This window comes from Novosphingobium sp. GW835-FHT14H07, from assembly GCF_058793515.1.
On record NZ_JBXAFX010000088.1, the window covers coordinates 1 to 575 of the forward strand.

1 protein-coding gene is annotated in these 575 nt (G+C 63.5%); it reads left to right on the plus strand.

Annotated elements, in window-relative coordinates:
• Positions 1 to 575 (plus strand): enolase C-terminal domain-like protein (locus AC1Q5P_RS21935; RefSeq protein WP_492520028.1); only part of this gene is annotated, 575 nt, incomplete at both ends.

Below are 575 nucleotides of genomic sequence, written 5' to 3' on the forward strand. Positions count from 1 at the left end.
AAGATGTTCGAGGAGCTGCGCAAGACCTACGGCTTCGACCATCACCTGCTGCATGACGGCCACCACCGCTACACCCCGCAGGAAGCGGCCAACCTTGGCAAGATGCTCGAGCCCTACCAGCTGTTCTGGCTGGAGGACTGCACCCCGGCCGAGAACCAGGAAGCCTTCAGGCTGGTGCGCCAGCACACCGTCACCCCGCTGGCCGTGGGCGAGATCTTCAACACCATCTGGGATGCCAAGGATCTCATCCAGAACCAGCTGATCGACTACATCCGCGCAACCGTCGTCGGTGCCGGCGGCCTCACCCACCTGCGCCGCATCGCCGATCTTGCCAGCCTCTACCAGATCCGCACCGGCTGCCACGGCGCCACCGACCTCTCGCCCGTCACCATGGGCTGCGCCCTCCACTTCGATACCTGGGTCCCCAACTTCGGCATCCAGGAATACATGCGCCACACCCCCGAAACCGACGAAGTCTTCCCCCACGACTACCACTTCGAAAAGGGCGAACTCTTCATCGGCGATACCCCCGGACACGGCGTCGACATCGACGAGAAACTCGCCGCCAAATACCC